The 22,305-nt window shown below is 52.3% G+C and carries 17 protein-coding genes and 1 pseudogene; 8 read left to right on the top strand and 10 right to left on the bottom strand.

Annotated features, from left to right (window positions below; all coding sequences use genetic code 11):
- Nucleotides 1-110: 110 nt before the first annotated feature.
- From adhE to SIL79_RS16045, 6 genes and pseudogenes are all read left to right on the top strand, one after another.
- Nucleotides 111-2,713: pseudogene (adhE, locus tag SIL79_RS16020) on the top strand (bifunctional acetaldehyde-CoA/alcohol dehydrogenase).
- Nucleotides 2,714-3,183: 470 nt separating this feature from the next.
- Nucleotides 3,184-4,971, top strand: coding sequence for a DUF885 domain-containing protein (locus SIL79_RS16025; protein WP_162206364.1), 1,788 nt, complete (start codon nucleotides 3,184-3,186; stop codon nucleotides 4,969-4,971).
- 227 nt (nucleotides 4,972-5,198) lie between these two features.
- Nucleotides 5,199-5,879, top strand: coding sequence for a response regulator transcription factor (locus SIL79_RS16030; protein ID WP_039033000.1), 681 nt, complete (start codon nucleotides 5,199-5,201; stop codon nucleotides 5,877-5,879).
- A gap of 135 nt (nucleotides 5,880-6,014) precedes the next feature.
- Nucleotides 6,015-7,142, top strand: a complete 1,128-nt coding sequence (locus SIL79_RS16035) for a M14 family metallopeptidase (RefSeq protein WP_039032999.1) — start codon at nucleotides 6,015-6,017, stop codon at nucleotides 7,140-7,142.
- 9 nt (nucleotides 7,143-7,151) lie between these two features.
- Nucleotides 7,152-7,469, top strand: coding sequence for a hypothetical protein (locus SIL79_RS16040; protein ID WP_039032998.1), 318 nt, complete (start codon nucleotides 7,152-7,154; stop codon nucleotides 7,467-7,469).
- The gene (locus SIL79_RS16045; RefSeq protein WP_039032997.1) at nucleotides 7,466-7,747 is read left to right on the top strand and encodes a YeaC family protein; all 282 of its coding nucleotides are present in this window, start codon (nucleotides 7,466-7,468) and stop codon (nucleotides 7,745-7,747) included. Before SIL79_RS16040 ends, SIL79_RS16045 begins: the two co-directional genes overlap by 4 nt.
- Before the next feature lie 66 nt (nucleotides 7,748-7,813).
- Here SIL79_RS16045 and ansA read toward each other — a convergent pair whose 3' ends face one another.
- Nucleotides 7,814-8,830: an asparaginase gene (gene ansA / locus SIL79_RS16050; protein ID WP_039032996.1), complete on the bottom strand. Its 1,017-nt coding sequence runs from the start codon at nucleotides 8,828-8,830 to the stop codon at nucleotides 7,814-7,816.
- A gap of 107 nt (nucleotides 8,831-8,937) precedes the next feature.
- Nucleotides 8,938-10,791, bottom strand: a complete 1,854-nt coding sequence (sppA, locus tag SIL79_RS16055) for a signal peptide peptidase SppA (protein WP_039032995.1) — start codon at nucleotides 10,789-10,791, stop codon at nucleotides 8,938-8,940.
- Between the two features lie 196 nt (nucleotides 10,792-10,987).
- Between sppA and SIL79_RS16060 the strand changes: the two genes are divergently transcribed.
- Both SIL79_RS16060 and SIL79_RS16065 read left to right on the top strand, forming a co-directional pair.
- Complete coding sequence (locus tag SIL79_RS16060) at nucleotides 10,988-13,009, top strand: NADPH-dependent 2,4-dienoyl-CoA reductase (RefSeq protein ID WP_319619520.1); 2,022 nt, start codon at nucleotides 10,988-10,990, stop codon at nucleotides 13,007-13,009.
- Between the two features lie 118 nt (nucleotides 13,010-13,127).
- Entirely contained in the window at nucleotides 13,128-13,319 is a 192-nt protein-coding gene (locus SIL79_RS16065) for a YciI family protein (protein WP_162206395.1), read from the top strand.
- A gap of 30 nt (nucleotides 13,320-13,349) precedes the next feature.
- Here the strand turns inward: SIL79_RS16065 and SIL79_RS16070 are convergent, their stop codons facing one another.
- From SIL79_RS16070 to nrdA, 8 genes are all read right to left on the bottom strand, one after another.
- Nucleotides 13,350-14,315, bottom strand: a complete 966-nt coding sequence (locus SIL79_RS16070) for a hypothetical protein (protein WP_319619521.1) — start codon at nucleotides 14,313-14,315, stop codon at nucleotides 13,350-13,352.
- Complete coding sequence (locus SIL79_RS16075; protein WP_162206366.1) at nucleotides 14,315-15,535, bottom strand: glycosyltransferase family 4 protein; 1,221 nt, start codon at nucleotides 15,533-15,535, stop codon at nucleotides 14,315-14,317. The genes SIL79_RS16070 and SIL79_RS16075 overlap by 1 nt, the downstream gene beginning before the upstream one ends.
- Nucleotides 15,525-15,944, bottom strand: coding sequence for a hypothetical protein (locus SIL79_RS16080; protein WP_052247922.1), 420 nt, complete (start codon nucleotides 15,942-15,944; stop codon nucleotides 15,525-15,527). The genes SIL79_RS16075 and SIL79_RS16080 overlap by 11 nt, the downstream gene beginning before the upstream one ends.
- Before the next feature lies 1 nt (nucleotide 15,945).
- Nucleotides 15,946-16,803, bottom strand: coding sequence for a hypothetical protein (locus SIL79_RS16085; RefSeq protein WP_039032992.1), 858 nt, complete (start codon nucleotides 16,801-16,803; stop codon nucleotides 15,946-15,948).
- Nucleotides 16,804-16,832: 29 nt separating this feature from the next.
- On the bottom strand, nucleotides 16,833-18,062 hold the full coding sequence (locus SIL79_RS16090; protein ID WP_162206367.1) for a glycosyltransferase family 4 protein: 1,230 nt from the start codon (nucleotides 18,060-18,062) through the stop codon (nucleotides 16,833-16,835).
- Nucleotides 18,063-18,160: 98 nt separating this feature from the next.
- On the bottom strand, nucleotides 18,161-18,496 hold the full coding sequence (gene yfaE, locus SIL79_RS16095) for a class I ribonucleotide reductase maintenance protein YfaE (protein WP_233962398.1): 336 nt from the start codon (nucleotides 18,494-18,496) through the stop codon (nucleotides 18,161-18,163).
- Nucleotides 18,465-19,595 (bottom strand): class Ia ribonucleoside-diphosphate reductase subunit beta, encoded by a 1,131-nt coding sequence (gene nrdB, locus SIL79_RS16100; protein WP_025010421.1) that lies wholly within the window; start codon nucleotides 19,593-19,595, stop codon nucleotides 18,465-18,467. Before nrdB ends, yfaE begins: the two co-directional genes overlap by 32 nt.
- Before the next feature lie 59 nt (nucleotides 19,596-19,654).
- Nucleotides 19,655-21,943 carry a class 1a ribonucleoside-diphosphate reductase subunit alpha gene (gene nrdA / locus SIL79_RS16105; protein ID WP_144361543.1) on the bottom strand — a complete coding sequence of 763 codons (2,289 nt, stop codon included), beginning with the start codon at nucleotides 21,941-21,943 and terminating at the stop codon, nucleotides 19,655-19,657.
- Nucleotides 21,944-22,305: the final 362 nt, after the last annotated feature.

Consider the following 22,305-nt stretch of genomic DNA (forward strand, 5'->3'; position numbering starts at 1 on the left):
GCCTGTGGCCAAGATCACAGATGTCCACCCGGTTTGGATGTAATTTTATTTCATGTGAGAGAGTTTAACCAAGATGAGCCTTTGTTAAATTTTTTTACGGGAAACTGATTATGAAAGTCACCAATACTCAGGAACTGGATCTGCTACTGGAAAGAGTCAGCCAGGCTCAGGCGAAATTCGCAGGTTTCAGTCAGCAGCAAGTCGATAAGATATTTCGCGCCGCCGCGCTGGCTGCCGCCGATGCCAGAATAGCGTTGGCAAAACAGGCCGCCGCCGAAACCTCCATGGGAGTGCTGGAGGATAAAGTGATTAAAAACCACTTTGCTTCCGAGTATATCTATAACAAGTACAAAGATGAAAAGACCTGCGGCATTCTGGAAGAAGACGACACCTTCGGCACCATCACAATTGCCGAACCCGTGGGGATCATCTGCGGCATAGTACCGACAACCAATCCTACTTCCACCGCTATCTTCAAGGCGCTTATCAGCCTGAAAACCCGTAATGCCATCGTCTTCTCCCCGCACCCCAGAGCCAAGGCATCCACAGTCGCAGCCGCCCGAATAGTACTGGATGCCGCCATTAAGGCCGGAGCTCCCGAGGACATTATAGGCTGGATAGATGAACCCAGCGTCGCACTTTCCAATCACCTGATGACCCACGAAAAGATAAATCTTATTCTGGCCACCGGTGGCCCGGGTATGGTGAAAGCCGCTTACTCTTCCGGGAAACCTGCCATAGGTGTCGGCGCAGGTAATACACCTGTGGTTATTGATGAAACCGCGGATATCAAACGCGCGGTGGCTTCCATATTGATGTCAAAAACCTTTGATAACGGTGTGGTATGCGCCTCTGAACAAGCGGTCGTGGTACTCGATAGCGTCTACCAAGCAGTACGGGAGCGTTTTGCTCATCATGGCGGTTACCTGCTCAATGACGAAGAATGCCTTGCGGTGAAACAGGTTATCCTCAAAGATGGCGCGCTCAATGCCGCCATAGTTGGCCAGAGTGCGGCGCGCATTGCCGAAATGGCCGGCTTCAGCGTACCGAGCTGGACCAAGGTACTGATCGGTGAGGTGGATGAAATCACCGAAGCCGAAGCCTTCGCCCATGAAAAGCTTTCGCCGCTGCTTGGTATGTACCGCGCCAACGACTTTGATGAGGCGCTGGATAAGGCCGATGCCTTGGTGAAACTCGGTGGTATCGGTCATACCTCTGGACTCTATACAGATCAAGATACCCAGGTGCAGCGGGTCAAGCGTTTCGGTGAGCGGATGAAAACAGCTCGAATTCTGATAAACACCCCGGCATCTCAAGGCGGGATTGGCGATCTCTATAACTTCAAGCTGGCACCTTCTCTCACTTTGGGCTGTGGCTCCTGGGGGGGAACTCGATTTCGGAGAACGTGGGCCCGAGTCACCTTATCAACAAGAAAACTGTCGCCAAGAGGGCCGAGAATATGTTGTGGCACAAACTTCCATCCTCCATTTATTTCCGCCGCGGTAGTCTACCTATTGCCCTGGAGGAGTTGGCCGACAAACGCCGCGCCTTGATAGTGACAGACAAGTTCTTGTTCAATAATGGCTACTGTGATGAAACCGTCAAGATCCTCAAGGGTTTGGGGCTGGATACCGAAGTGTTTTATGAAGTGGAGGCCGATCCTACCTTAGCAGTAGTTCGCGCCGGCACCAAGGTGGCCGAGAGTTTCCAACCGGATGTGATCATCGCACTGGGCGGTGGCTCCCCTATGGACGCTGCCAAGATCATCTGGGTGATGTATGAACATCCTCAGGTGGACTTTGCCGATCTGGCGCTGCGTTTCATGGATATTCGTAAACGTATTTACAAGTTCCCCAAACTTGGGCGCAAGGCCAAGATGGTCGCTATTCCCACCACGTCGGGCACAGGCTCTGAAGTCACACCATTTGCCGTGGTGACTGATGAGCAGACAGGTGCCAAGTATCCCATCGCAGATTATGAACTGACCCCCAACATGGCGATTGTGGATCCCAACCTGGTGATGAACATGCCCAAGTCCTTAACCGCCTTTGGCGGGATAGATGCCATTACCCATGCCTTGGAAGCCTATGTCAGCGTGATGGCCAATGAGTACAGTGACGGCCAGGCATTGCAGGCCTTGGATCTTCTGGTTACGCACCTGCCCAAGGCCTACGAAGAGGGCGCCGCGGCGCCGATTGCCCGCGAAAAAGTGCACAACGGCGCCACCATTGCCGGTATCGCCTTTGCCAACGCTTTCCTGGGCATATGTCACTCTATGGCTCACAAACTGGGCGCCGAGTTCCATCTGCCACACGGCTTGGCCAATGCACTGCTCATAAGCAATGTCATCCGTTTCAACGCCACCGACCTGCCGACCAAGCAAGCCGCCTTCAGCCAGTATGACAGGCCCAAGGCGCTCTGCCGCTATGCTGCCATTGCTGATCATCTCAAGCTGACAGACGCCGAGCTGAGTGACACCGAAAAAGTCGAGCGTTTGATAGCCAAAATTGAGCAGTTGAAGCTGGCTTTGGGGATCCCGGGGTCGATTCAGGAAGCCGGTGTCACAGAAGCCGATTTTCTGGATAAGCTCGATGAACTGGCTGAAGATGCTTTTGATGATCAGTGTACAGGTGCCAACCCCAGGTATCCTCTGATCAGTGAGTTAAAAGCCCTGTTGCTGGCAAGCTTCTACGGCGAGGTTTACCGCGACTAACAATAGCCTTGTCCTAGAAGCAAAATACCGCTCACTTACAATGAGCGGTATTTTTTAGCGTGACACAGAATTTTGAACACCTTCTGTTCAACCCATATGGAAGCACGGCGCCCTAGCACACAATCATCCTTTATATTCCGGTTGCCCAAAAAGTTAAAATTAAACAATATAAAAACTCGTTTAAGAAGCTTCTTTATGCCAGATACTCTTTGTTTTTCCGCGCGTGAAATGCTTCTTCTGTAATTAGTTACTTTTCCATAGCAGCTTGAAATGGCTTCACTATTGTCTTCACCGTTGTCTTCACTATGGTCACATGCAATTCATGCCAGCTCGCAAACTGTAACAAAGCATGTTTCTTTACTAACAATTGCTGAAAAGTTCCTGCTTCCATGATTTACTAGCAAACTATGCACCCGAAAAACCGATAAAAACTCAAATTTCCAACATACGGGTGCCGGGAAGGAAATCATATGAAAAAACTCACCCTGTGCCTGGCGGTGTCACTGGCGCTGACAGGTCTGTCCGCATGTCAAACCCAAAGCTCGCCAGAGGCGATGGCATCTAACGTTTCTGCTATCGTCAAACAAGATCAGAACCAAGCCTTTACTGTATTCAGTCAAAGTTTTATCGATTCTTTGTGGCAAGTTGCACCGACTTGGGCGCTCTATAATGGTTTTCATCAATATGATGCCAAACTCCTGGTACCGGATGCGGCCAGCCGCACCGTGACGCTGAACTTTATTCAGCAGCAGCGTGCCAAGATGGCGAGCTTTGATTTTGCGGCGCTTACCGCAGCCAACCTGATTGACTATCGCTTGATTGAAAACGTCCTCGGCAGCATGGAGTGGGAAATCAAACGCTTCAAGTCCTGGCAGTGGGACCCATCCAGTTACAACGTGGCCGGAGGTTTTGCGCAAATCATCAATGAAGACTTTGCACCTCTGGATCAAAGGTTGCGCTCTGCATTGGGCCGATTGGAAAATGTACCGGCCTATTACCGGGCGGCGCAGCAAAACATAGAGAATCCCACTCTGGAGCACACAGAGTTGGCCATCATGCAAAATCAGGGAGCCTTTACGGTATTGTCCGATGAACTGCTCGTCAAAGTGAACGCCTCCGGCCTGAACGCTGATGAAAAGGCGTTGTTCAAGCAAAGACTGGCTAATGCCGTGGCTGCCATCGAAGGGCATATCCAGTTTCTAAAACAGCTTGAGCAGCAACTTAAGCGCGAAGGCAGCCGTAGCTTTCGGATAGGAGAAGCACTTTATGAGGAGAAGTTTGCCTTCGATATTCAGGCCGGTATGAGCGCCAAGGCCCTTTATGAAAAGGCGCTGGCCGATAAGGCCAGGGTTCAGGGTGAAATGGCGAAAATTACCGATAAGCTCTGGAGCAAGTATTTTCAAGAGCCCAAGCCGCAAGACGAGAAGAAGGCTATCAAACAGTTGATCGACAAGCTTTCGGCCCGGCATGTAAAGCGGGAAGATTTTGTGGACGAGGTGAGGGCGCAGATCCCCGAGCTGGTGAATTTTGTCAATCAACACGATCTGGTGACTCTGGATCCGAAAAAGCCTTTGGTGGTCAGGGAAACACCTGAATATATGCGAGGTTTTGCCGGTGCTTCCATCAGTGCTCCCGGCCCTTATGAAAAGGGCGGCAACACTTATTATAACGTGACTCCCCTCGATGGCATGACTGACGAGCAGGCCGAAAGTTACTTGCGCGAGTACAACCACTGGATATTGCAGGTACTGAACATACATGAGGCTATCCCCGGCCATTACACCCAACTGGTGTACTCCAATGAATCACCGAGCCTGGTCAAGAGCCTGTTTGGTAACGGAGCCATGGTCGAAGGTTGGGCCGTTTATGCCGAGCGTATGATGTTGGAACAGGGCTATGGCAACTTTGAGCCGGAAATGTGGCTGATGTACTACAAGTGGAACCTCAGGGTGATTTGTAACACCATTCTGGACTACAGCATTCAGGTCAAGGGGATGACTGAAGAGCAGGCTATCAAATTGATGACTGAAGAAGCCTTCCAGCAGCAAGCCGAGGCGGAAGGTAAATGGCGCCGGGCAACGCTGAGCCAGGTACAGTTAACCAGCTATTACGCCGGATATCGTGAAATTTACGACCTCAGGGAAGAACTTAAACAGCAGCAAGGAAAGGCGTTTGAGCTCAAGGCATTTCACGAAAACTTCCTCAGTTATGGCAGTGCTCCGGTCAAATACATCAGCCAGTTGATGCAAGACAAGTAAGGTGGACAACAAAAGGCATGGATAAGGTTTGCTGCCCAGTGGCGGTAAACTTAACTTATCCAGTTGACTATAGGGACAGTTTGACCGGCTGTCCCTTTTTCATAACTCGTTATATGTGACTCTGTGCACCTTACATCATTATAACCAGTGAATTTTTCTGGCTCGGTCAGGATAATTATGTTAACGTTAATGGTAATGGTTCTTATTTGAGAATTGTATTAACGAAAATGACGAAAATTTTATTGGTGGACGATGACCTGGAGTTCAGGGACTTGCTCAAGGAAGCACTGGAGGGCGAGGGGCACGATGTTGTTTGTGCCGCTGATGGTTTGGATGCACTGATGAGACTCGACACTTTTACCCCGGATGTTATCTTGCTCGACTTAATGATGCCCAAACTCAATGGTTTTGAGATGTTACTTGCCCGTAAGGACAGTACACCTGTGATAGTGATTTCGGCTGTCGATAGCGAAGAGGAAAGGATTAAAGGTTATGAGCTGGGGGCTGATGATTTTCTGAGTAAGCCATTTAGCGTCAAAGAGTTGTTGGTCCGTATTCAGGCACTCATAAGAAGGATCAATATCAGCAAGGGGCAGGAACCTACCGATCTGGCGCTCAATAAGCATATTCAGTTTGATGAGACGGATTACACAGTAGCCATTGCCGATCAGCAATTGGCATTGACTCAGACAGAGTTTCGTTTGTTTAAATATCTGTTTGAGCGTAAGGGCCAGGTGGTTACCAAGCAGGAGCTACAGCGACGGGTGTTAAAAAAAGAGTTGGGGCGGTTTGACCGAAACCTGGATATGCATATCTCCAACACCCGGCGTAAACTGGAGCAGACCCGTTTGCCAAGAAGCCTTATTAATACTGTGCGCGGCCAAGGATACAGTTTCAGCCTTTGGTAAACTCCACTGATTTTTCCCCGAATATCAAGCCAGAGTCGGCCGCGTTTTCAAGCGCGGCCGATTTGGTTTATCCTATAGCCCACTTGCGCGAGCCTTTCGGCTCCACACCCTATAAAAGCAATGAAGGAAAACATCATGCGGATCAGCGCGAATTTTGATGGTGGCAATATTCAGGTCATCAGTCTTGATAATAAGGACGACATCAGACTGGCGATCCGCCCGGATCAGGGCGGAGAGTTCTACCAGTGGTTCAATTTCCGTTTTGAAGGCCAGGTAGGAAACAGTTACACCCTCAATATCATCAACGCCGGCAGCGCTTCTTATCCCAAAGGCTGGGAAAACTACCAGGCGGTTGCCAGCTATGATCGCCAGCACTGGTTCCGCCTGCCGACCAAGTATGATGACGGCAAATTGAGTATCAATGTGGAATTGGACGCCGATGCGATTCAGATAGCCTATTTTGCACCTTACAGTTACGAGCGCCACCTGGATCTGCTCAGCGCTGTGCAAGTGCATCCTGAAGTGAGCCTGGAGCACCTGGGTCTGACCTTGGATGGTCGCGATCTGACGCTGGTCAAGGTGGGGGATGGCGATAACAGCAAGCGCAATATCTGGATCACAGCCCGTCAGCACCCAGGGGAAACCATGGCCGAATGGCTGGTGGAAGGTTTGCTGTATCGTTTGCTGGACTCGGATGACCCTGTCTCCAAACAGTTGCTGGATAAGGCCAACTTCTATGTTGTACCCAACATGAATCCCGACGGCAGCGCCCGCGGCCATCTGCGTACCAATGCCGCCGGTGTTAACCTAAATCGTGAGTGGCAAACGCCAAGCCTGGAGAAGAGCCCCGAGGTGTACCATGTGGTACAAAAGATGAAAGAAACCGGTGTGGACCTTTTCTATGACGTCCACGGTGATGAAGGTCTGCCTTATGTGTTCCTGGCAGGCTGTGAAGGCATTCCTTGTTGGGATGAGCGTTTGACTCAGCTGCAGCAGGAATTTGCCTCGGCGCTCTTGCTGGTTAGCCCAGATTTCCAAACCGAACATGGCTATGAAAAGGACGAGCCCGGCAAGGCCAACCTGACCATAGGTTCCAACTGGGTCGGCGAAACCTTCAACTGCCTGTCAAACACCTTGGAAATGCCATTTAAAGACAATGATAATCTGGCCGATCCGCTGGTGGGCTGGTCCCCCGAGCGTTGCCTGTACCTGGGTGAAGCCTCTTTGACCGCCATGCTGGCCGTCGTGGACAAACTCAGGTAAGGAGCAGTTATGGCACTGGTTGAATGCCCTTTATGCCGCAAGCGGATCTCCAGTAAGGCACCCAGTTGCCCGCACTGCAGTTCGAAATTGGGACCCAACACCGAGTCGCTGTCGAGGATTAGTCATATTCAGCAGTCGACCAAACTGATGAATCAGAGCTTTCTGGCCTTGACCCTGTTTATCGCCGGGGTGGTTATCTGGTTCTGGGGTGGCGAAGTCGCCGAAGGCAATCGAGCCATCGCCGGTGCGGTCTGCTTTACGCTCGGTTTCGTAGGTTACCTGATAACCCGGGTACGTATTATTTTGCACAAGCGGAAAAGTGTATGACAGATATCAACAAAGTGATTGAAGAGATGCCGGTTGAGGTCTATGAGAGACTGCGCAGCGCCGCCGAGATAGGTAAGTGGGAAGATGGCACTGTGCTGACCGAGGAACAGCGGGAAAACACGCTGCAACTGGTGATGCTCTATCAGGCCAGACGTTTGGAGCAAACCGAACACTTTACTATAGGTGCCGGTGGCCAACTCAACGAGTTGTCCAAGGCGCAGCTGAAAAAGCAGTTTCGCGGTGAGAGCATTGCTGAGTTCAAAGAATCTGATCTTTAATTAAGTTTCTGGATTCGAATGATAAAAAAGCCCTGTATAAACAGGGCTTTTTACTATCAATTAAATTCAATCCGAAGTGAGTTCGCCACAGAGGTTTTGTTGCATCTGCCGTCTTATCTCTTCTGTACTCAGCCCTTGGGAGAGCAGGTAATGCAACTTGGTCAAGGCGGCTTCCGTGGTCATATCGGCGCCGCTGATAACGCCGGCTTTTGCCAGGGCGTTGCCTGTGGCATAACCGCCCATATTGACTTTTCCCTGCAGGCACTGGGTCAGATTAATAAGCACTGTGCCCTTGTCGTTGGCCCGCTTGAGAGTTTCCAGCAATCCTGGGTCCTGCGGCGCGTTGCCGACACCATAGGTCAGTAATATCAGTGCTTTTACCGGCTGCTGCAATATGTTGTTGAATACCTCGGTGGAGATCCCGGGATACAAGGTAACCACACCAATAGGATGAGGGGTAATGGGCGCCACTTTCAGGGGCTTATCGCTGGGCGGAGCAATTTTACCGGCGCGCAGGCGAATCTTGATCCCGGCTTCCAGCAACAAGGGGAAATTCGGCGAAGCAAAGGCATCGAAGCCGTCGGCATGAGCCTTGGTGGTACGGTTGCCGCGGAACAACTTATTGTTGAAGAACAGGCAAACCTCGGCAACTGGGTAATTTGCCGCTATATACAGCGCATTAAGTAAGTTGGTTTGACCGTCTGAACGCAGCTGCGCCAATGGAATTTGCGAGCCGGTGACGATAACCGGCTTACCGAGATCTTGCAGCATGAAAGACAGCGCCGAGGCGGTAAACGCCATGGTGTCTGTGCCGTGAAGAATAACAAAGCCATCATACTTGTCATAGTTGGCCTGAATGTCGTCGGCTATCATCTGCCAGTGGCTGGGAGCCATGTTGGAGGAGTCTATCAGCGGACTATATTCCTGGATCACGAACGTCGGCATCTCTTCATGGAAAAACTCCGGCATGGAGTTGACGCATTCCGTCAGGAAACCGGCGACCGGGGCAAAGCCATTACTGGTTTTTTGCATCCCTATGGTGCCGCCCGTGTATGCGACATAGATGGACTTTTTTTTGTTCATAATCTGGCTTTATTTATCATTGGAGCAAAAGAGAGGCCGGATTATAGCAAATCAACCCCGACAGCATAAGGCACAAAAAAGCCCGGCGAACCGGGCTTTCAGGATTATCAGTAACTGCAGTTATCGCAGTAGAGATAGACGCCGTTGGGGTCGTCAAAGGCGGCAAACTCTTCCAGTACCTGGCTCCATTGAGTCAGCAGCTTTTCCAGTACGCTGGACTGCTTGACGCTGTGAGGCAGATAAGCTGAGACACTGGCGAACATCTCCTGAATGAAGAGTTGCTCAGGTGTCAGTTCCTGTTCTATCACTCGGCTGTCGAACTTATCGAGCTCGGCCAATTCGGCCGCTTTGGCGATAGCGTTATCGAGATCGCCAAGCTCATCCACCAGACCCAGCTCCAGCGCTTTCTTGCCGGACCAAACGCGGCCTTGGGCAATCTTATCCACCTGCTCGAGTGTCATATTGCGCTCGTTGGCCACCAGTGAGATAAAGTCTTTGTAGCCACGTTCGATATGGCGCTGGATCACCGCCTTGACGCCATCGGAAAGTGGCCGGGTAACAGAAAGACCGGCCCAGTCAGAGGTGGCCACCCCATCGGTATTGACGCCGATGGAAGACAGGGAGTCCTCGAAGGTGGTTATCATGCCGAAAATACCGATGGATCCGGTCAGGGTAGTGGGGTTGGCATAGATATAGTCGGCGCTGGCCGAAATCCAGTACCCGCCTGATGCAGCCATGCTGCTCATGCTGACCACCACAGGCTTACCGGCTTTCTTCAATGCCAGCACTTCCTGACGAATTTGCTCGGAAGCAAAGGCGCTACCGCCGGGGCTGTCGACCCTGAGTACTACGGCCTTGATAGTGTCGTCGAAGCGCGCCTTACGCAGCAGGGCGGAGGTACTTTCGCCGCCGATATCACCGGCCGGTTGACTGCCGTTGAGAATATTGCCCTTGGCCACTATAACGCCAATCTCTTCTGAGGGGACCAACTCGGGCAGCGGTGCCATCAACTTGGCGTAGTCATAGTAGCTGATCTGCTTGAAGCTATCGCCTTCCTTGCTTTTGCCCACCAAGTCCAACATCGCCAGGCGGAAGTCCTCGGCGCTGGCAAGTTTATCGACCCACTTGAGGTTAACTGCCATGGTGCCTGAATCGCCGTCGGCTTGCTCCAGCTCTGCCAAATAAGCGCTAGCATTAAGGCCTAGGTTGGATTTGTCTATGCCACGATTGGCTGCCACTGTGTCTGTATAGCTGCCCCAGATGTCGTTGAGCAGAACAGAGTTGGCTTCCTTGGCGGCTTCTGACATGTCGTCACGGATAAAAGGTTCAACCGCTGACTTGAAAGTACCAACACGGAAAATGTGCGCCTTGATTTTTAACTTATCCAGTGCCGACTTATAGTACTGACGGTAGCGGCTCAAGCCATCTACCGCCACCATACCCTCTGGGTTGAGGTAGACAGTATCGGCAAAACTCGCCAGGAAATACTGGTTCTGATCATAATAGTTACCTATGGCGACCACAGGCTTGCCACTATCCTTGAATTCATTGAGTGCCTGGCCTATGGCGCTCAGCTTACTCAGGCCGCCATATTGCAACTCGGACAGATCCAATACCAGGGCCTTAATTCGCTTGTCATTGGTAGCGCTGTTAATGGTATAGAGCACATCACTCAATAAGATTTCGCCGTTGACATCGGGTCCTTTGCCTTGGTTTAACATCGCCTCGAACGGGTCAATCTGGCGTTTCTGATCCACTATGCCGCCGGCCAGGTTCAATACCAACGCCGAGCCATCCTCAACTTGGATTTCATCACTGCTGACCATGGCGATGACCACGGCTATCAAAGCGATAAAGAACAGCGGGAAGAACACTAGGTTCAACACCAGCTTGCGAATGAAGTTGATCACATTCCAGATCAACATCAGGGTATTCTTGGTTGTCAGGGGTTTTGCGGACATAGCCACTCCATTTTTCCATGCATTCCGCTAATGCTAACTGAAAATAACAGCAACGGGAAAACACATTTGTAAGTGATTTTATACGCGTGCTTTTACCGGCTTAGCCGAAGGGAGATCGCAATGCATGCTTTATGTTGAGCTTGATGGCGGCTCAGGTTATGCTGATTTAAATCACTTGTTTAAAAAGGATGTTTTAATGTCGGGCTTTCCTCATTTATTAGAACCCTTGGATCTGGGGTTTACCCAGCTGAGAAACCGGGTACTCATGGGTTCCATGCATACCGGGTTGGAAGAAGAAAAGGGCGGTTTTGAGAAACTGGCACACTTCTACAAGGAGCGGGCGCTGGGTGGTGTGGGTTTGATTGTCACCGGCGGCATAGCGCCAAACTTTCGCGGCCGTTTGGCCCCCAACGCCTGTCAGCTGAGTTTTCCCTGGCAAGTGGGCAAACACCAAATCGTTACCCGCGCCGTGCATGAGGGCGGCGCCAAGATCTGTATGCAGATCCTTCATGCCGGTCGTTATGGCTATCATCCTTTTTCACTGGCACCGAGCAAGGTCAAGTCACCCATTACCCCATTTACGCCAAGCGCCATGTCTTTGCGGCAAATCCGTGGCACCATAAAGGATTATGCCACCTCTGCCGAATTGACCAAACGGGCCGGTTATGATGGCGTGGAAGTGATGGGCTCTGAAGGCTATCTCATCAATCAGTTCATCTGTGAGCGGGTCAATCAGCGCAGCGATGAGTACGGCGGCAGTTTTGCCAACCGTATTCGCCTGCCACTGGAAATTGTTCGCGCCATCCGCGCCAAGGTCGGACCCGAGTTCATCATTATCTTTCGTTTGTCTATGCTGGATCTGGTTGACAAGGGCTCAAGCCTTGAGGAGGTCATAGAGCTCGGCAAAGCGCTGGAGCAAGCCGGTGTCACTATCATCAATACCGGCATAGGTTGGCATGAGGCCAGGATCCCGACCATAGCCACCAGCGTACCCAGAGGCGCCTTTGCCTGGGTCACTGAACGTTTGAAAAAAGAACTCAGTGTTCCTTTGGTGGCCACCAACAGGATCAATACACCTGAGATAGCCGAGCAGATCCTCTCCTCGGGGCAGGCGGATATGGTTTCCATGGCCAGGCCTTTCCTGGCCGATCCTGAGTTTGTCAACAAAGCCGCGGCCAATCAAAGCGAAGCCATCAATACCTGCATCGGCTGTAATCAGGCTTGTCTCGATCATACCTTCTCGCTCAAGCGTGCTACTTGCCTGGTTAATCCAAGAGCCTGCTATGAGACAGAGATTAATTTCCCCAAGACTGAGTCACCCAAACGCCTGGCTGTGATGGGCGCGGGCCCGGCGGGGATGGCGTTTGCCGTCTACGCCGCTGAGCGGGGGCACAAGGTGACTTTGTTTGAAGCCCGAGATGAAGTCGGTGGCCAGTTTAACCTGGCGCGCAAGATCCCCGGCAAGGAGGAATTCAACGAAACCATACGCTATTTCAAGAATCGCCTCGCACACTTTAAGGTGGACCTGCGTTTGAATACGCCGCTCAACGCCTCTGTGCTCAGGGATGAACCTTTTGATGAGTTGGTGGTCGCCAGTGGTGTTGTACCAAGAGAGCTCAACTTGCCCGGATTTGATTCTCCCAAGGTGGTCAGTTATCAACAGGTGCTGCGGGGCGAGGTGGAAGTCGGCCAGCGGGTGGCACTTATCGGCGCCGGTGGCATAGGTTTTGACTTGGCGCATTTCCTCGGCGAGCAGGAGTCCAGCACGCTGGAGCCGGAGCGCTGGTATCGTCAGTGGGGGATAGACACAAGTTACGCCGAGCGCGGCGGATTGGCCAAACAAGCCCAGGCGCATGCCCCGGCCAGAGAGCTGTATTTGCTGCAACGCAAGAAGAGCAAGCTGGGTAAAGGTTTAGGTAAGACCACGGGCTGGATCCATCGCATGGTGCTTAAGCAGCACAAGGTGACAGAGCTCAGTGGGGTAAGCTATGAGCGCTTTGACGACCAGGGATTGCACATACTGATTGATGATAAGCCGCAACTGCTGCCAGTGGATACTGTGGTGATCTGCGCAGGCCAGGAATCCAACCGTGTGCTGTTGCCGGAACTGGAAGAGTGCGGCTTGCCAATGCACCTCATTGGCGGCGTTGATGTTGCTGCCGAGTTGGATGCCAAACGCGCCATTCGTCAGGGTGCAGAATTGGCGATGCGGATCTAGTCTCTAACCGGGTTTAGGGAAGGTGCGAATAAGTCCTTTTGGCCTTCTCTTTTGTAGAGAGTGGCTTATTCAGCAATTGGCGTTCAAGGTATCTAACTGAAGGCATGCCGGGCCCTTTATCGATGGTGGCGAGTGGCGGGGGATTTATATCTTTGATGTCGCCAGTCTGGCTGAGGCTGAAGCCTTGACGGCCAGCGATCCTGAGGTTCAGGCCGGTAGCCTTATTATGGAACTTAAAGCTTGGTACGGCAGTGCAGCTTTGCTGGAGGTCAACCGTATTCACGCCCGGATAGCCGAGTCACAGCCTTGAGTGACAAGCTTTCAACACTAAATGAGCGTTTCAAAGCCGCTTGAGAATATCGTTTGGTACTGAGCTCAACCCGGGCGGCGGTAAAAAACCACCCAAGCCGCGGTCGATACGCAAATGCTGCAGATCCAGCGCCCGGGTCAGGGGCACGAAGAGGGCGCCTGGATGAAGGATATATTCGCTCACCAGGTTGAAGCCGCCGCCACAGATAACCCTTTGATAATGCCAGCCAATATCTGAGGCCGGGTACAGCTGCAGCCGGGTTAATCCAGGTTTGTGCTCTTTGTTGTTGCAGTTGTTGAACTCGCTCAGAGCACTCTTATCAAGGGATTTGCTATCAAGGGGTTTGTTATTAAAGCCTGCATCGGCGCTCGGGCGCGGCGGCGCAATAATATCTATCGCTTCTCCCGCCTTTGTGGCGTGTTCAAGCAGCAAAGCCTGCTCGGCAAGGCTTCCCGAGTGGATCACCAGAGTCTGTTTAGGCTTTTCAAGACCCTTTGGGGTTGCGCCTTTGGACTTGTCTTCGCCGAGTAACGGCAGCCAGAAGCGTTGGCCCGTTTGATTGGAGAGCGCCAGCTCTTGCTCCGGGGTCGGCCATTCACAAAACCAGATTTGCTGAAAACGGGGAATATGGGCAATACGCTGGCGATAGACATTCCAGTTGAGCAATCTGGCGATATAGACAAGTTTGCCAGGCAAGGGGATATCACCAAGCTCGCCCCAAATGCCCCCGGGAAAGGCATCTATCAGCATGAGCCGACACGCTTGTTGCTTGTTGAGCGATGCCAGTAACTGCTTGAGCCAAGCGCTGAGTTCGGCTCGGCTTTGAAGCCCGGGCGGCAGACTTATGTGTTGAATGCCCTTTGGTAGCAGCGTGTCGACCGCTAACGGCAGTGGACTTGTGATCACCAACGCTTGCTGCGCCTTGATAAAGCCGAGCACTTTCAGTGCCCGGCTCAAGTGCCCGAGTCCGCCGCCGGGGGCGTAATAGATAAGCATCAGTGACTCGCCGTTTGAGCGACCAGAGACTTGATGACAGAAAAATAACGCTCGGCTTCAGCCTCGGCGCTGCACTGACTCAGTACTGTTTGGTACAAAGCCTGGCTCTTGGCGGCGCGAATCGAAGCGGTATCGGTTTGCCAACGCACCAACGCATCCAAAAGCGATTCCGCCGAAGTTGGATGAAACAGATAACCTGAGTCCGTTTGGCCGCGGAGATTATTTGCTGCGTCACTGTCAGTCAAACGGCCATCAAAGACATGCTTTTCGCGCTCATGCAGGCTGTCGAAGATAAGATCGGCCATACCGCCGCAGCAGGCGCCGAGCACAGGGATGTTGAGCGCCGCCGCCTCCAGCAGCACATTGGGTGTTCCCTCATAGAAAGAGGGAATGGCGATAAGGTCGCATACCAGATAACGGCTTATCAGTTGATACCTGTCAAGAAACGGCTCCAGGGTGTAACTGCCCTCGGGCAGGGTTTGCAATAGCTCGGCGGCGCTTTCATCCAGCTCGCCAATCAACAACAGATGGCAGTTGTGTACCAAGGGGCTGCGTTTGAAGGTCTCGATAAAAAAGGCCAAACCTTTTTTCTCTTTCAAATGGCCGAACAGGCCAATCACAGGCTGACTGGGATTTTCCAGGTTATTGGAACGCCAGGCTTTGGCTTGCTCTTTATCCAGCGGCAGTGGTCGCCAACGTTCGCTATCCAGGCCATTACTCATGTTGTGCACTCTGACTTGCGGCCACAGGGCTTTGACCCGTTTTGCCTTGTCGGCGCTGACGGTCAATACCAGCGCGCTGGCTTGCAGCGTATCCTGCAGCACTTGATAGCGACGATGATCGAGAATACTCAAGTCGAAGTCATTGCCGCGCAGCAATGTGATGAGCGGTAGCCCAAGCCAGGCGGCAAAGACCCGCCCGGCATGCATGGAGAAGGGATAGCCATAGGCAACGACAGCATCATATTCACCTTCCAGCTTGTGCCACAGAAGATTGAGCGAGTGCGCCGGGTTTGTACCCATGGGAAAGCTGAGATCGCAACCCTGCTCAGCAAAATAGCCGGTCTCCTTTTCCAGGCCGCCGGAGCGTAAATGATAAAGGGTGATATGTACCCCGAGCCGCCGCAAATGGCGCACCAGTCTATCGCAGGACAATGCCATGCCGCCTTTGGCCGGCGGGTAGTGTTGAGTCAGCCACAGTAGCCTGGGGTTAGCTGTCATAGATATCCCGGTACTCGTAATCCGGCAACTGCTGATCATCTTCGTCGACAGGGAGCTCAAAAGCGGCAAAGTCCTCGGCATCAAACTCTTTATTGTAACTGCCGTGTTTGGTGTGCAGTTGGTACCAGGCACTGCCGAGATACAGTTGCTTGAGGGCGAAACCGGCAAGCGGATCCTCAGGTTTAACGCCTTGTAGGCTCAATTGCTCATACTTGGTGCCTGAGTGTGGATCTTCATAGACTTCCTTGCCGACCTTCAAGGGTTTGGCGGCGCACTGGAAACACAGACAGGTTTTGGGATCCAGATGATGCTCGCAGACACTGGCTTGGCACTCACTGCAACTGCCAACGGCAGGTTGGCCGCAAGGGCTGAGGGTGAAAAAACCGACTTTTAACTGACACTGACTCATATTATCCCCTGGCTCGAATACTGGTCTGTTGATAGGACTTGGCGATGGTTCTGAGAATATTCTCGGCATCCATCAAACGTGACTCACCGATAAATTTAAAGGTGGAGTTGGATTTCACCTTGGTGATGCCGTTTTGAGTCTGTGCCTTGCTCGTTGGTGCCAGTTTACCCTGGCGTAGATGATAATATTCAGCATTCAGCGTCAGGCAGCTGCGAATGCTGCGCCGTCCCTTGTACTTGATCTTGGTTTTGACTTTGCCTCGGGCGTTGCGACGGGTGCGTTTACGACGACAGATAACATCATCCACCCGCAGTTGCAGCTCATTGCCGTCCTTGAGTTTGGCCCTGAATTGCAACAGTGGCACTTCAAAGTAGGCCAGTTGGGTATTTTTCTCAGGCTTTTCGGTTCGGGCCGGCTTACGCTTGTGTATGGAGTCGAGATCCAGTTTCAGTTGCACGCTGTTGGTCTCCATCGCCAGTACCTGCATCAATTTGATAAGGCCGGTGCGCACATTGTCGTTGACGTCCATATTGTTGCAGCTGTGAAGCAATAATATCGAGGCCAGAGTCAAACCCACCAAGGCATACACCACCAGGTGAGGTACGGGCAGGAATATGCTGACAATAGTGAAACCTATTAACCAATTGCGGCTGCGGCGAAACTGGCGTCTCAATGGGCTGCCCATACGATCCAATCGGGTCAGGCGCTTGAGAAACAGTAACCAGTGCTGGGTCGAATGGGTTGCATCCAACTTCCTGGTGCGGATAAATTCTTGCTCCACCGGGGTTAACTGCTTGAACACTTTGCGCATTCGCCAGTAGTGAAGCGGGGCGTTAAAAGGGTTTATGGCTGTTTCCATATCGTTTCCTTGACATTAAACAGGTGCTATTAAGCGGTAGCTTGCATGGGGCCTTGGCTCAGCTGTTGATACAAGTCGCTGAGTTGAGTGCAGATCTGTTGCCATTGGAACTGCTCTGTCACCCTTTGTTGGCCCTTGAGGCCCAAATCTTTGGCCTTGGCCGGTTGACTGAGCAGCTCAATACAGGCTCTGGCGAGCTCGGAGGGCCTGGAGGGGGGAACCAAGAGCCCATGCTCTTCATGGGTTACCAGTTCACGAATGACAGGTAGATCCGAGGCGATAACTGCGGTGCCACAAGCCATGGATTCGAGCACTTTCAAAGGGCAGCATCCCTGAAGCATGTTGCGCCTGCAGGGCGTGAGCGGCGCCAAAGATGCGCTCGCGGCCTGGATTTTTTGCCTGAGACTGGCTTGGTCCAACCCGAAATGCAGCGAAACACAATCTTCCAGTTCCATGGACTTGAGCCAGGCCTTTACCTGCCGGGCCTGGCGATTTTCGAGTGACAGGCAGAGATCCAGCTCGACCTCCAACTGCTGACGCACCAAGGCAAAGGCTTTGAGCAGATCCCTAAGCCCCTGCCAGCGCTGGGCAGCACCAAAATAGATGAGCCTGGGCAGACTCGCATCCTCTGCTTGCCTCAATGGCTCGGCAGGCGGCAACTCGGCGCCGTTTGGCAGATAGACTACTGGAGTGGTAGTGCGTTTTTCAAGGCCGGCAGCCGTGAGTTTTGAAGGCGTCACAATCAGATCGGCACCATCCAGGCAACGCTGCTCCCAGGCGCTGATTTTGGCCAGGGTTTTTCGCGGCAGCGACAGGTGAATAGGCAGCTCTATGCTGGGCAGGGCATTAACCTCATAGACAAGCTTGAGCGCTGGATTGTCCTTGCGATGATCCAGCAATGGCACCCCCGCCCAGGGGTCGCGAAACTGCGCCAATGTCAGGGTATCGCGATTTTGCCTGAGCAGCGCCCCAAGCTGATTGGCATAGTCCAGCGCCTTGGCAAGCACGTTATTGCCCGAGCTTGGGTTTAGCTGGTGCCTGACGATACTGACCTCACTGGGATTGCTGCCGAGTGACAGGGTTTCCTGCTGCCAGGAAGGCATCTGGGGATCACCTTGTAGATAGAGCATACCAGGGGACTGGAAGGCAAACAGGGTTGACGCCATATAACGTATATGGGTCGAAGCGCCTTTGGGCAGAGGGTAACGATCAAAAGCGCAATAAAGACTTTTGAATGAATAACTTGAGTCTGATTTCATAAGTCCGGCAGAGTACCGGAGTCAGGCAGGATTTACAACGAAAAAACGCTTGTTTGACTGTAGGAGATCTGCCATTGACGGTGTTTTTTGCGCTTGTTTCAGGCCAAGTGTTTAACCCGCAGCAGCGGCATGTCGGCGCCTTCGCTGGAGAGATCCAAGTCCAGATCTTCCGTGGGCACACAGCAGCAGGGCAGACATTCATCCGCCTTTAACTCGGCCAATGGCGTGGTCAGGTAAGTAACCGAGCCACTGCGCACCCGGGTCTTGCAGGCGCCGCAAAACCCGCTGCGGCACTCGGCAAAAATGCTCACCTTACGGGCTTCAAGCGCTGCCAGGAGAGTCCTGTGCTCTGTGGTATACAGCAGCAAGGGCTCTCCGCGCAGCAGCACGATAGGGGCTTTGTTAAAGGTCAAAGTCGGAGAACTCATCGTCATCGACAGCCGAATCTATCTGGCCGACCAAATAGGATGATACTTCCACTTCCTGAGGCGCCACCTGTACGGCATCGCTTTCCAGCCAGTTTTTCATCCAGGGCAGGGGATCGCTCTGCTCACTGTATGGTGCGCCCAGGTTAACCGCCTTCATTCTCTGATTGGTAATGAACTCCACATACTGGCAGAGAATGGTTTCGTTCAGGCCTATCATGGAGCCATCCTTGAACAGGTACTTGGCCCAGGCCTTTTCCTGCTCGGCGGCGCGCAGGAACAGATCGTAAGCTTCCTGCTGGCACTCTTTGGCGATTTCACCCATCTCAGGATCATCTTTGCCACCCTGCATCAGGTTGATAATGTGCTGGGTTGAGTTCAGGTGCAAAGCTTCATCGCGGGCGATCAGGCGAATGATCTTGGCGTTGCCTTCCATCAGTTTGCGCTCGGCAAAGGCAAAGGAGCAGGCGAAGCTGACGTAAAAACGTATCGCTTCGAGCGCATTGACCGACATCATGCACAGATAGAGGGCTTTTTTGATGGTGCGGGTAGTGACTTCAAGCGTGCGACCGTTGACGTCGAACTTGCCTTCACCATGCAGGTGATACAGCTGGGTCAGCTCGATAAGGCGGTCATAATACTCGGCAATATCGCCGGCGCGCTTGAGGATCTCCTCATTGACCACTATGTCATCGAACACCACGGATGGGTCGTTGACAATATTGCGAATGATATGAGTGTAGGAGCGGCTGTGAATGGTCTCGGAGAAGGACCAGGTTTCAATCCAGGTTTCCAGCTCAGGCAGGGACACCAGCGGCAGGAAAGCCACATTGGGGCTCCGGCCCTGAATCGAGTCCAACAGGGTTTGGTACTTGAGGTTGGAGAGGAAGATATGCTTTTCATGATCCGGCAGGGCGCCGAAATCGATTTTGTCGCGGCTGACATCCACTTCTTCCGGGCGCCAGAAGAAAGACAACTGCTTTTCGATCAGTTTCTCGAATACTTCGTACTTCTGTTGATCGTAACGGGCCACGTTAACCGCCTGACCGAGAAACATAGGTTCGCGGGTGGCATCGTTGGGGGTTTGACAAAAAATTGAATAAGCCATGATCTACTCTTTCCAAACAACGGGGCCACCTGGGCCCCGAACTTGTTACTTAACCCTGCTTAAATCTTGCAGGCGCCGCCGGCACAACCGTCGTCTTCCTTCTCGATGCTGGTAATGTCATCGAATTTGTCGGAAGCACCATCACGGGTGTTGTGGTAGTAAAGGGTCTTGACCCCGAGTTTGTAGGCGGTCAACAGATCCTTGAGCAGCAGCTTCATTGGAACTTTGTTACTTTCAAACTTGGATGGGTCATAGTTGGTATTGGCCGAAATCGCCTGATCGACAAACTTCTGCATAATACCCACCAACTGCAGGTAACCGTCGTTGCCGGGCATCTGCCACAGCAACTCGTACTTGTCCTTGAGCTCATCAAAATCGGGCACCACTTGCTTGAGCTGGCCATCTTTACTGGCCTTGACGCTGATAAGGCCGCGTGGAGGCTCAATACCATTGGTGGCGTTGGAGATCTGCGAAGAGGTCTCGGATGGCATCAGTGCCGACAGAGTCGAGTTACGCAGGCCATGCTGCTTGATATCGTGACGCAGGGCATCCCAATCCAGGTGCAGCGGCTCATCACAAATCTTGTCCAGATCCCGCTTGTAGGTATCTACCGGCATGATCCCCTGAGAATAAGTGGTCTCATGGAACAGCGGGCAGGCACCCAGCTCTTTGGCCAGATTCATCGAGGCTTTGAGCAGGTAGTACTGTATGGCTTCAAATGTTTTGTGAGTCAGGCCGTTGGCGCTGCCATCAGAGTATTTCACGCCGTTCTTGGCCAGATAGTTGGCGAAGTTGATGACCCCGATACCCAGAGTGCGGCGGTTCATCGATGCCGTCTTGGCAGCGGGAATAGGGTAGTCCTGGTAATCCAGCAGGTTATCCAGGGCGCGCACGGCCAAATCGGCAAGGCCTTCCAGTTCGCCCAAGTCTTTTATCGCACCCAGGTTCAGCGCTGACAGAGTACAAAGGGCGATTTCGCCATTGGGATCGTCAATGTTGTTCAGTGGCTTGGTTGGCAGGGCAATCTCAAGGCACAGGTTGGATTGACGCACAGGGGCCACTTCGGCGTTGAAGGGGCTGTGGGTGTTACAGTGATCCACGTTCTGCACATAGATGCGACCTGTGGAGGCGCGCTCCTGCATCATCAGCGAGAAGAGCTCGACCGCTTTAAGGGTCTTCTTGCGAATGCTCGGATCTTGCTCATATTTCACATACAGGCGTTCGAATTCGTCCTGATCGGCAAAGAAGGCATCATACAAGCCGGGAACGTCCGATGGGCTGAACAGAGTGATATTTTGGCCCTTGATCATCCGCTGATACATCAGCTTGTTGATCTGAACGCCATAGTCCAGGTGACGGATACGGTTGTCTTCAACACCACGGTTGTTTTTCAGAACCAGCAGCGATTCAACTTCCAGGTGCCAGATAGGGTAGAACAGGGTTGCAGCACCGCCGCGAACGCCGCCCTGGGAGCAGGATTTCACCGCAGTTTGGAAATATTTGTAAAAAGGCAAACAACCTGTGTGGAAGGCTTCGCCGCCACGAATAGGGCTGCCCAGGGCGCGAATACGGCCGGCGTTCACACCGATACCGGCTCTCTGGCTGACATATTTGACGATGGATGAGGCCGTGGCATTGATAGAATCCAGGCTGTCATCACACTCGATCAGCACGCAAGAGCTGAACTGACGTGTCGGCGTACGCACACCGGACATGATAGGGGTCGGCAGAGAGATCTTGAAGGTAGAAACCGCATCATAAAAGTCTTTGACATACTGCAGCCGGGTTTCTTTCGGATAACGGGCAAACAGACAGGCGGCGACCAGAATGTAGAGGAACTGGGCACTTTCGTAGACTTCATGAGTCACACGGTTTTGTACCAGATACTTGCCTTCCAGCTGTTTGACGGCAGCATAGGAGAAGTTCATGTCGCGCCAGTGGTCGATATAGCTGTCGAGTACATCCAACTCTTCACGGCTGTAGTCTTCCAACAGGTGCTTGTCGTACTTGCCCATGGCAACCAACTTGCTGACATGATCAACCAGTTTTGGCGGCTCAAACTGACCAAAGGCTTTCTTACGCAAATGAAAAACAGCAAGGCGGGCGGCCAGGAACTGATAGTCCGGAGAGTCGGGAGAGATCAGATCGGCTGCGGCCTTGATAATGGTTTCATGGATGGCTTCAGTGGGAATACCATCATAAAACTGCAGGTGAGAACGTAACTCCACCTCGGAGACCGAGACGTTGTTTAATCCTTTGGCTGCCCAGGTGATAACGCGATGGATCTTATCGAGATCTATGGTCTCGCGTGCGCCACTGCGTTTGGTAACTGTCATAGTGCTATTCATTGAAGATAGGCCTTGGTTGTAATATCTGTGACAATGACGCGTCGGCGTCATTAAACCTTCCCTTGTAAAACAATCAACCGAACAGTTAACGACGGCGGCCCGAGTGGGCTCTGTTAACCGGGAGTTTTCAGTGCAAGACTAGTATGTTTGATTGCGACTGATACACAAGATATGGTGTTTTTCTATATCTTGGATAACAAGATAGTGAGGTGTGGCACTTTTTGCAAGCCTGAGTTTTGGGTATATCTTGTGGATATCTTGAGGATATTGAGTGGCCGATTCCGCAAAGCTGCATCATTGCTGGCGCACAGTCATCATGGTTAAAAATTAAGCGATCTCACTCAAGGTGATCGACTGCTAAA

This window comes from Shewanella indica, assembly GCF_033842865.1.
Classification (GTDB): Bacteria; Pseudomonadota; Gammaproteobacteria; order Enterobacterales; family Shewanellaceae; genus Shewanella; species Shewanella indica.

Coding starts and splice junctions, on each gene's coding strand:
- ansA (WP_039032996.1), bottom strand. CDS start 8,830: ATGAACAAAAAAAAGTCCATCTATGTCGCATACACGGGCGGCACCATA.
- nrdA (WP_144361543.1), bottom strand. CDS start 21,943: ATGAATAGCACTATGACAGTTACCAAACGCAGTGGCGCACGCGAGACC.
- sppA (WP_039032995.1), bottom strand. CDS start 10,791: ATGTCCGCAAAACCCCTGACAACCAAGAATACCCTGATGTTGATCTGG.
- SIL79_RS16030 (WP_039033000.1), top strand. CDS start 5,199: ATGACGAAAATTTTATTGGTGGACGATGACCTGGAGTTCAGGGACTTG.
- yfaE (WP_233962398.1), bottom strand. CDS start 18,496: ATGACGATGAGTTCTCCGACTTTGACCTTTAACAAAGCCCCTATCGTG.
- SIL79_RS16080 (WP_052247922.1), bottom strand. CDS start 15,944: ATGAGTCAGTGTCAGTTAAAAGTCGGTTTTTTCACCCTCAGCCCTTGC.
- SIL79_RS16070 (WP_319619521.1), bottom strand. CDS start 14,315: ATGCTTATCTATTACGCCCCCGGCGGCGGACTCGGGCACTTGAGCCGG.
- SIL79_RS16090 (WP_162206367.1), bottom strand. CDS start 18,062: ATGAAATCAGACTCAAGTTATTCATTCAAAAGTCTTTATTGCGCTTTT.
- SIL79_RS16035 (WP_039032999.1), top strand. CDS start 6,015: ATGCGGATCAGCGCGAATTTTGATGGTGGCAATATTCAGGTCATCAGT.
- SIL79_RS16075 (WP_162206366.1), bottom strand. CDS start 15,535: ATGACAGCTAACCCCAGGCTACTGTGGCTGACTCAACACTACCCGCCG.
- SIL79_RS16045 (WP_039032997.1), top strand. CDS start 7,466: ATGACAGATATCAACAAAGTGATTGAAGAGATGCCGGTTGAGGTCTAT.
- SIL79_RS16040 (WP_039032998.1), top strand. CDS start 7,152: ATGGCACTGGTTGAATGCCCTTTATGCCGCAAGCGGATCTCCAGTAAG.
- SIL79_RS16085 (WP_039032992.1), bottom strand. CDS start 16,803: ATGGAAACAGCCATAAACCCTTTTAACGCCCCGCTTCACTACTGGCGA.
- SIL79_RS16025 (WP_162206364.1), top strand. CDS start 3,184: ATGAAAAAACTCACCCTGTGCCTGGCGGTGTCACTGGCGCTGACAGGT.
- nrdB (WP_025010421.1), bottom strand. CDS start 19,595: ATGGCTTATTCAATTTTTTGTCAAACCCCCAACGATGCCACCCGCGAA.
- SIL79_RS16060 (WP_319619520.1), top strand. CDS start 10,988: ATGTCGGGCTTTCCTCATTTATTAGAACCCTTGGATCTGGGGTTTACC.